The 9,404-nt window shown below is 62.5% G+C and carries 8 protein-coding genes; 1 reads left to right on the top strand and 7 read right to left on the bottom strand.

Annotated elements, in window-relative coordinates:
- The 6 genes from GZ092_RS14905 to gdhA all read right to left on the bottom strand — a co-directional run.
- Positions 1 to 1,101: FtsX-like permease family protein (locus GZ092_RS14905; protein WP_363254542.1), on the bottom strand; the 1,101-nt coding region annotated here is incomplete at its 3' end.
- Positions 1,102 to 1,122: 21 nt separating this feature from the next.
- Positions 1,123 to 1,770 (bottom strand): ABC transporter ATP-binding protein, encoded by a 648-nt coding sequence (locus GZ092_RS14900; protein ID WP_293637525.1) that lies wholly within the window; start codon positions 1,768 to 1,770, stop codon positions 1,123 to 1,125.
- Complete coding sequence (miaA, locus tag GZ092_RS14895; RefSeq protein ID WP_293637523.1) at positions 1,761 to 2,795, bottom strand: tRNA (adenosine(37)-N6)-dimethylallyltransferase MiaA; 1,035 nt, start codon at positions 2,793 to 2,795, stop codon at positions 1,761 to 1,763. The genes GZ092_RS14900 and miaA overlap by 10 nt, the downstream gene beginning before the upstream one ends.
- Positions 2,796 to 2,854: 59 nt before the next feature.
- Positions 2,855 to 3,772: an alpha/beta fold hydrolase gene (locus GZ092_RS14890; RefSeq protein ID WP_293637521.1), complete on the bottom strand. Its 918-nt coding sequence runs from the start codon at positions 3,770 to 3,772 to the stop codon at positions 2,855 to 2,857.
- 71 nt (positions 3,773 to 3,843) lie between these two features.
- Positions 3,844 to 4,215, bottom strand: a complete 372-nt coding sequence (locus GZ092_RS14885; RefSeq protein WP_293637519.1) for a DUF1090 domain-containing protein — start codon at positions 4,213 to 4,215, stop codon at positions 3,844 to 3,846.
- A gap of 117 nt (positions 4,216 to 4,332) precedes the next feature.
- Positions 4,333 to 5,676: an NADP-specific glutamate dehydrogenase gene (gdhA, locus tag GZ092_RS14880; protein ID WP_293637517.1), complete on the bottom strand. Its 1,344-nt coding sequence runs from the start codon at positions 5,674 to 5,676 to the stop codon at positions 4,333 to 4,335.
- Positions 5,677 to 6,165: 489 nt separating this feature from the next.
- On the opposite strand from gdhA, the gene GZ092_RS14875 reads away from it, so the two are divergent.
- Complete coding sequence (locus GZ092_RS14875; protein ID WP_293637515.1) at positions 6,166 to 7,278, top strand: acyltransferase; 1,113 nt, start codon at positions 6,166 to 6,168, stop codon at positions 7,276 to 7,278.
- A 54-nt stretch (positions 7,279 to 7,332) separates the two neighbouring features.
- Here the strand turns inward: GZ092_RS14875 and mutL are convergent, their stop codons facing one another.
- On the bottom strand, positions 7,333 to 9,261 hold the full coding sequence (mutL, locus tag GZ092_RS14870) for a DNA mismatch repair endonuclease MutL (protein ID WP_293637513.1): 1,929 nt from the start codon (positions 9,259 to 9,261) through the stop codon (positions 7,333 to 7,335).
- Positions 9,262 to 9,404 lie beyond the last annotated feature (143 nt).

The raw sequence follows: 9,404 nt of genomic DNA, 5'->3' as shown, positions 1-9,404 counted from the left end.
GCCGCCGATGCCGGCAGCTGCCACGCCGAGCGTGCCGTAGCCCAGCGCCGCGCCGCTGCTCCACTGCAGCGTCGGCGCGACGCCGGCAAAATAGCCGCCGCCCAGGTCGCCGCCCAGCAGGCGCAGCGCCAGCGCCGCCAGCCCGCTGCCCAGGGCGATGCCGGCCAGGCTGCCGACAATGCCCAGCGCCAGCGACTCGATCAGCACCAGCTGCAGGCGCTCGCGGCCGGTCAGACCGAGCACGCCGAGCAGCGCAAACTGCTGCGCCCGCTTGGCCACGCTGAGCGACAGCACCGAAAACACCAGAAAGGCGCCGGTGAACAGCGCCACCAGCGCCAGCACTGTGAGGTTGACTCGGTAGGCGCGCGACAGGTTGCTGACGCGTTCGGCGGCGTCGCCGGGCGCGGTGGCGGTGATGCCAGCCGGCAGCCGCAGGCTGTCGATGAAGCTTAGGCTGTCGGCGCCTGCCCTGAGCCGCACGTCGATGCGCGACAGCTGGCCGCCCCGGCCAAACAGGTCCTGCGCGCCGGCAATGTCCATCACCGCCAGCGGCCCGCCGCCGGCATTCACCGTGCCCGCCACGCTGACGCTGCGCAACTGCAGTCCGTCCTGCAACTGCAGCCGGTTGCTGGCAAACACCCGGCGCGCCGCCGGGTTGAGGAACACCGTGCCGGGCGCAAACAGCGCCATGCGGTCAGCGTCCTTCGCCGGCACCGGCATCAGGCCGGGCGCCACCGATGCCACGGCCAGCGCATCGACGCCGATGATGCGCAAGGACTGGCGCCTGGCCCGGTCGCTGTTTTCATCGAGCGCATAGGTCGAGAGTTCGAGCACCGGGCTGGCCATGGCCACCTGCGGATGGTTGGCCACCTGGGCGTACAGCGCCTCGTCAAAGCTGCCCTGCACGGCCCGCAGTTCCAGGTCCGGCTGGCCGTTGACCGCGCGCACCGCCTGCGAGAACTCGCTGAGCGCCGAGGCGTTGATCAGGTGAACGGAAAACGCCAATGCCACGCCCAGCATCACCGCCACGACCGCGGCCACGCTGCGCCACGGGTGGTGGCGGAGTTCCTGCCAGGAAAAGGTTTGCAGCAGGGCGCGCATGGGCTGGGTTTTTGCCACGCCTCAGGCCTCGATACCGGTGCTGCTCAGGTGCAGCACCCGGTCGGCGCGCGCAGCGGCAGCAACCGAATGTGTCACCAGCACCATCGCCGCGCCCTGTTCGCGGGTCTGGGCGATCAGCGCGTCCATCACTTTTGTCGCCGTTGTCGGGTCGAGGTTGCCGGTCGGCTCGTCGGCCAGCAGCAGGCCGGGCCGATGCACCAGCGCCCGGGCAATCGCCACCCGCTGCAACTGCCCGCCGCTCAGCTGCTGCGGCAGCCGCCGTCCCAGGCCGCCCAGACCGACGGCTTCAAGCAGCGCCTCAACGCGCGCATCGTCGGGCTCGCCCAGCAGCAGCAGCGGCAGGGCGACGTTTTGCGCCACATCCAGATGCGGCAGCACATGAAAAGCCTGGAACACAAAGCCGACCTGGCGGCGGCGCAATAAAGCGCGCTGGTCGTCGTTCATCGCGCCCAGGTCGGCGCCGTTCAGCACGACCGAGCCTTCGTCCCAGCTGTCCAGCCCCGCCATGCAGTTGAGCAATGTCGATTTGCCGACACCCGACTCGCCGACGATGGCGACGAATTCGCCCGGCGCCACGTCCAGCGAGACGTTGCTGAAAACGGCAGCATCGCCATAACGCTTGCCCAGCTGGCTGATTTTCAGGCGCATGGGAAGTTGCTCCTGTACGCCTTGACACGGTCCAGCACCTGCTGCAGCGCGGTTGGGTCATCGCAGGCCACCACTTCGCGTTGCGGCATGGAACGCAGCCAGGTGATCTGTCGTTTGGCCAACTGGCGCGTGGCAAAAATGCCTTTGTCGCGCAAGGCGTTGAAGTCTTTTGTCGAGAAACTTCCTTCCCGCCCGTCGGCCTCCAAGGCATCCAGCGCTTCCCACGCCTGGCGATAACCGACGCAGCGCATGGCGGGCAAGTCAGGCGTCAAGTCCCCCCGTGCTCGCAAAGCCCTGACTTCATCGACAAAGCCGGCGGCCAGCATCGCGTCAAAGCGTTGGGCAATGCGTTCGTGCAGCCAGGCACGATCTGTTGGTTCCAGGGAAATAAGGGTGTTCGCGCAGGCTGGACGTTCGCTGCCAGCTATGGTTTTGGTAGCGTTTCGCTGGTGGAAAAACGACAGCGGCTGGCCGGTCAGCCGGAACACTTCCAGCGCCCGCGAAATGCGCTGCGAATCATGCGGCGCCAGGCGCGCGGCCGTGACCGGGTCGATCTGCGCCAGTTGCTGGTGCAGCGCCGGCCAGCCCTTGGCGCTGGCTTCAAGCAGCAATGCCGCGCGCACTGCCGGGTCGGCCTTGGGCATGTCGTCCAGGCCGTCAAACAGCGCCTTGAAATACAGCATGGTGCCGCCTACCAGCAGCGGCAGCTTGCCGCGCGCGCTGATGTCTTCAATCAGCCGCTGCGCGTCCTGCACGAATTCGGCAGCGCTGTAGGCTTGCAGCGGGTCGCGAATATCGATCAGGTGATGCGGCACGGCTGCCAGTTCAGTAGCGCTGGGCTTGGCCGTGCCGATGTCCATGCCCCGGTAAACCAGGGCTGAATCGACGCTGATGATCTCGACCGGGTACTGCCGGGCGATGGCCAGCGCAGCAGCGGTTTTGCCTGACGCCGTGGGGCCGGCCAGGCCGATGCAAAAGGGACGGGAATATGGCGCACTGTGCGCCGGTACAAAAGAAACAGGCATGCGCTTGAGGCTACCAGAAAGCCCTGCCAGCGCAGGTGCCCTGGCATCCGGTTTGGGGTTTAGGGCTGCAGCAACTGGGGCGATACCAAAGGCATAACTGCGCGGGTGGGGCTGGCGCCAAACAGCGTGGCCAGCGCGACGCGGTACTGTGCCTGTCCCAGGGTGTTGGTGCTGTGGTGCGAGCCGCCCTTGACCAGCACAAACGCCTTGGGCTCATGTGCCGCGTCATACAGCTTGCGCCCCAACGCCGGCAGGATCAGCGTGTCATTCGCGCCATGCACCACCAGCAGCGGTGCGCCCAGGTGGGCAACTTTTTCCAGCGAATCGAAGGGCTGGGTGATCAGGGCGCGCAATGGCAACCAGCCCCATTTCATGGTGCCGAGCACATCGGCAATCGAGGTGAACGTGCCTTCGACAATCGTGCCGGCCTCGTCATCGACCTTGGCGGCCAGTTCGATTGCGACCGCACCGCCCAGAGAATGCCCGAAGATGTAGCGCGGCTGCTGAGGGTGCCGGGCGCCCAGCCAGTCCCAGGCAGCGCGCGCATCCTCGTAGGCCATATTTTCTGACGGCAGATCGGGCGAGCTTTTGCCAAACCCCCGGTAGTCAATCGCCAGCACCGAAAACCCCAGTTCCTGCATGCGGCGGATGCGCGGTGCCGAGCCTTCGACATTCCAGCGCGCACCGTGCAGGAACAGCAGCACCGGCGCCTTGGCACCATTCCAGGCAGCGTGCCCCGGGTCGGCGGGCAGCCACAGGCCGTGCAGCTTGACGGGGTTGCCCGTGGCTTTCGAGTCAAAATTGATCCAGACATCCTGCATGTCCCGCGCCAGTTCGGCGCTGCTGCCCCAGCTGCTGTTGCTGGGCTGGAAAATCCAGCCGCGTTGCTTCTGGTCCAGCGCCGTGCCGCCCGCCAGCAGTGCAAAGGCCAACAGCAGGAAAAAAAGAAGCGATAAAAAAATGGGCCAGCGTTTCATTACTTCATAGAGCGCGCTGGGCCACAAAAGTTCTCATGGCCCATGGCGCACTGGCCGCCGGGCTGCGGTGGCTAGGGCAGGAGCGGCTTTTGCGCTTGCGCCAGATCGCTGCGCGCCTTGTCCAGGTCGGCCTGCTGGCTGGCAATTTTCCGGGCATCCCCTTTGGCCTGCGCCTTGGCTAATTTTTCCTCCCGCCCGGCAACTTTTTCCGTGGCTTTTTTGATGTCGCTTTCACGATCGGCCGCCAGCGAGGCGTCCGTGCAGTTCGACTGGGTGGCGCGCAAAGCCTTTTGCAGGCCGGCAATCTGGTGCTGCCGGCCCTGCGCCTGGGCCTGGCCGACTTCCAGTTCGATGCGGGTGATCTTGGCGGCGCAGGCTGGCTCGGCCGCCAGCACAGGGGCTGCGGCAAGAACCAGCAGGCTGGCAATGAGTAAATGTTTCATGGATTTTTCTGAAGAATGGTGCCGATGGGCAAAAGGTCGTGGAGTATGCGCGTTTAACCAGACACAAAAAAAGGGGCTGTGATGCCCCTTCGTATTGTCTGTCGCAGGGGCGGGAGCTTACACCACACCTTGCGCCAGCATCGCATCGGCCACCTTGACGAAACCCGCCACGTTGGCGCCATCGACATAGCTGATCGTTCCGTCTTCACGGCGGCCGTACTGCAGGCAGGCGCTGTGAATATCCTGCATGATCTGCAGCAGGCGCGCGTCCACCTCGTCGCGCGACCACGACAGGCGCATCGCGTTCTGACTCATTTCCAGGCCTGACGTGGCCACACCGCCCGCATTGCTGGCCTTGCCCGGCGCGTACAGCACGCCGTTGTCTTCAAACACCCGCACCGCGTCCAGCGTCGAAGGCATGTTCGCGCCTTCTGCCACGCAGACCACGCCGTTTTTCACCAGGAGTCGGGCGTCGTCGATGTCCAGCTCGTTTTGCGTCGCGCAGGGCAGGGCAATGTCGACCGGCACATGCCACGGGCGAACGCCGGGGTGGAAGGCCACGCCGGTGCGCTGGGCATAGTCGTTGACCCGGCCATACAGATGGTTCTTGACTTCCATCAGTTCGGCCAGTTTTTCGGTGGTGAAACCGTCTTCATCGACGATGGTGCCGCTGGAGTCCGACACGGTGATGACCTTGGCACCCAGCGCCATGGCTTTTTCCACCGCGTACTGCGCCACGTTGCCCGAGCCCGACACGCTGACGCGCAGGCCGTCCATCGAGCGGCCTTTTTGTTTCAGCATTTCTTGCGCGAAATAGACCGTGCCGTAGCCGGTGGCTTCCGGGCGGATCAAGGAGCCGCCAAAGCTCAGGCCCTTGCCGGTGAACACGCAGTCCGAGCGGTTGGAGAGTTTTTTGTACATGCCGGCGATGTAGCCGATTTCTCGTCCGCCCACGCCCATGTCGCCTGCCGGCACGTCGGTGTCGCTGCCGATGTGGCGGAACAACTCGCTGGCAAACGCCTGGCAAAAGCGCATGACTTCGAGCGGGCTCTTGCCCTTGGGGTCAAAGTCCGAGCCGCCCTTGCCGCCGCCCATGGGCAGCGTGGTCAACGCATTCTTGAAAGTCTGCTCAAAAGCCAGAAATTTCAGGATCGACAAATTCACTGAAGGGTGAAAGCGCAGGCCGCCCTTGTACGGGCCGATGGCCGAGCTGTGCTGGATGCGGTAACCACGGTTGACGCGGACTTCGCCCCGGTCGTCAATCCACGAAACGCGGAACATGATGGTGCGCTCTGGCTCGATCAGGCGGTCAAGCAGGCCGTGTTCAGCGTATTTGGGATGCTTTTCAATGTAGGGCCAGAGGCTTTCAAGCACCTCGGTCGTGGCCTGCAGGAATTCCGGCTGGCCTGGATTGCAGCCGGCGACATGGCTTAAAAAGCTGTCCAGGGTTTGGTATTTCATCCGTTCAATTCCTCATATTGGTGCATAAACTCATGCGGAAACAGCATTTTGCCGCGAAAAGTTTGTATTTACGGCTTGTGTCCCCATCGCTTTCGTTGATATGCACCAAGTTGGAGCTTTTTAGTCCAGATGGAAAAGTGGGAAAGGCTTCCGATTCATGGCCGACAGCCGGTTGGATGAAGGCTGGCTCGCTGGCTTGGCTTGGCTTGGCTTGCGTAAGTTTTGTGCAGTTTTCCCACTTGGGGAAAGTTGCGCACGAAGGTGGCGTTCAGCCTCGCTGGAGTTTTGTTGCGCCTGGAAAGCAATCCAATGAAGACCCTTTACACCGAATAAATTGGTGACCCTTAAAAGGTATGTTTTGTTAAAAAATGTTGGCTATTGGTTTTAACTGATGAATTTCTTTCAGAATGGCCCGGCATTTCAGAGATTGAAAGGCAAACCATCAAGCCTGTTTAAAACAAGGCAGCATGAATATATCGAAATATAGCTATGATTAAATCGTTTGAAGGTGGGCGGGGCATTGCCGCTGTGTTTGTGGCGTTGTTTCATCTGGGTATCGGTGCCAGCTTTGTTTCCCCTCTTCGAAATGGGTACCTGTTTGTGGATTTGTTTTTTGTTTTGAGCGGATTCCTGATTTATTCAGTTTATTCAAAACAGCTTGAAAATACAGATGCCTTCAAACCATTCATGATCCGGCGTTTCGGCCGGCTTTTTCCATTGCTTGTATTTGCAACGGTCGCTTATGTCGCGGGTCAGAATCTGGTGGTGTTTGTCAAGAGCATGGCGGTCATGTTGGGCTATTCGCGATTTTTCCGTGAACCGGGCCTGCTGGAGTATTCTTATCCCAACGCTGCAGAAATCGTGTCAACCCTTAGCCTGACGCATGGCCTGGGGCTGTTTGACAAGCTGATTTTGAATTATGCGAGCTGGAGTATCAGCACCGAGTTTTATGCCTACCTGCTTTTTGCCAGTCTTTGTTTTCTGACACGTGGCAGAATCCGCCTGGCCATTATTGCAATGCTTGCCGTGCTGGGCTATTTGCTGACCGTCTGGGCTTCAGTCGATTTACACGATTGCCTCACAATTGGAAGATGCTTTGATGTGAGTTATGACTTTGGATTTGCGCGCTGTGTTTCAGCGTTCTTTTTGGGCGGGCTTGTCTCTCACTTTGTGAGATTTATAGATTTCAATGCCAATCGCCTGCAAATAATCGGTTTGGTTGCATTGACCGCACTTTTTTGGGCGGTCGATGATTACCCGATTTTGGGGATATTTTTCCCCGGCGTGTTTGCCATCCTGATTGTTTCAATCAGCAAGGACACCGGCTTTCTGGCGGAATTGTTGAAATGCAGGCCATTTCAAATCCTTGGTGAGCGGTCGTACTCGATCTACCTGATGCATCCTGTGGTCTTGCTGCCGCTGATGAGTTACCGGGACAGCATCAAGGGAGTTGCAATGAGCAGCGCCGTGCTGGTGGCATATCTGGCGGTTCTCTGGGTGGTGTCGGGCTTGACCTACCGGTTTGTCGAAAACCCGTTCAGGATTATCTTCAACCGCATTGCCAGGGGCTTTGCCCTGCCACGCCCCATTCCGCTGGCCTGATTCGCCTCATGCCCTGAACTGCCTTGAAATGGCATGGGACGCAAAGGCGGGTGCTCAGCGTCCGCGTAAAAACAGGCTGTCAAGTTCCTTCAGGCTGACCTGGCGCCAGGTCGGCCGGCCATGGTTGCACTGGTCGGAGCGCAGGGTAGCTTCCATCTGGCGCAGCAGGGCGTTCATTTCATCGACCGTCAGACGCCGGTTGGCACGCACCGCGCCGTGGCACGCCATGGTGCCTAGCAGTTCGTTCTGCGCCCGCTCAACCACGGTGCTGGCCTCCATCTGCGCCAGTTCGGCCAGCACGCTCCTGGCCAGTTCCACCGCATCGCCCGTCGCCAGGCTGGTCGGCACGGCCCGCACTGCGAGCGTTTTGGGCGAAAACGGCGTGATTTCCAGGCCCAGCAGGGCCAGCGTGTCGATGCAGGCTTCGGCCGTCGCCACTTCGTGCGGCGTGGCGGCAAACGTCGCCGGAATCAGCAAGGGCTGGCTGTCGATGCGCGAGGCTTCAAACTGGCTTTTCAGCCGTTCGTAAACGATGCGCTCGTGGGCCGCATGCATGTCCACGATGACCAGTCCCTGGCCGTTTTCGGCCAGGATGTAAACGCCCTGCAACTGGGCCAAGGCGCGGCCCAGCGGCCAGTCGCCCCGGGGCAGGGGGGCATCTGGCGACGAGCCGGACGGCGGGATTTCGGGCCTGGCAGTGGGAGCGCCGGGTAGCGCGCTGTCAGGCGCAACGGGCTTGACCGTGCCGGGCGGCACCGGCCACAGGGCTTCAAAGTCCGACACGCGGTTTCCCTGGTCTGCTCCGAATTTGATAGCTGGTTGTACCCACCCCTGCTGCGCAAAGGCCTGTTTTGGCTTTAAATTGAAGTTCTGCGACGGCTGAGCGGACGCCTCGGCTTGCGTGGCGTTTGCACTGGCCGCGCCGGCTCGGGGTGCGGCCAGCGCATCCTGCACGCCATGGCGCACCGCCTGGTGTACCTCTCGGCTGTCGCGAAAGCGCACCTCGATCTTGGTCGGATGCACATTCACATCGACGCGCGCCGGGTCGATCTCGACATACAGCGCATACACCGGCTGGCGGTGGCCGTGCAGCACGTCCTCGTAGGCGCTGCGGGCGGCATGCGTGAGCACCTTGTCGCGCACGAAACGGCCATTGACATAGGCAAACTGCTGGTCGGCGCGCGAGCGGGCGGCGTCGGGAATGCCCGCCCGGCCCCAGACGCGCACGGCCGGCGAGCCGTCCCGCCGGGTGGCGCTGCTCTGGTAGCTCACAGCCACCGACTGCGCCACGAAGTCGTCCCCCAGCACATCAGCGAGGCGCTGGGTGTGGGCTTGAAAACCGTCTGTGCCCTCTAGCCCCACGCAGGCACGCCACTGCTCGACCAGCTTGCCTTCGTGCCAGATGGCAAAACCCACATCGGGCCGCACCAGGGCATGGCGTCGCACGGCTTCGATGCAGTGCGCCAGCTCGGTGGCGTCGGTTTTCAGGAATTTGCGCCTCGCCGGCGTGGCGTAGAACAACTCGCGCACCTCGACGCTGGTGCCGCGCGCGCGGGGTGCCGGCTTGAGTTCACCGGTGCGGCCGTCAAGCTGCCAGGCGTGGTCGGTGTCCTGCGTGCGCGAGATCAGGCTCATGTCCGCAATCGAGTTGATGGCCGCCAGCGCCTCGCCCCGAAAGCCCATGGTGCCGACCGCTTCGAGGTCCTGCAGCGACGCGATCTTGCTGGTCGCATGGCGGCGCAGCGCCACCGGCAGCTCTTCCCTGGCAATGCCCAGGCCGTCGTCCTCCACCACGATCAGTCGCACGCCACCGGCCGACAGGCGCACCGTGACCTGCGTTGCGCCGGCGTCCAGCGCGTTGTCGAGCAGTTCGCGCACCACCGAAGCCGGACGCTCCACCACCTCGCCAGCGGCAATCTGGCTGATCAGTTCATCGGGAAGGTCACGGATGGGGCGGCGCGCGGCCGGGTCTTGAGGCGTCATGAAGCGCCAATTTTAGGCGCAGCATCCATGCGCCGCGCCCCGGCCGCAGGAAGCATGGCCGTGCCGGCTACCAATGGTGCATGCGTCGCGGACGGTTTCAGCGCCGCTCTCCAAACCGTGCAGGACAACGCCGCCGGATGTGA

This window comes from Polaromonas sp. (assembly GCF_010365105.1).
Lineage (GTDB): Bacteria > Pseudomonadota > Gammaproteobacteria > Burkholderiales > Burkholderiaceae_C > Polaromonas.
This window is presented reverse-complemented; position numbering and strand designations above follow the sequence as displayed.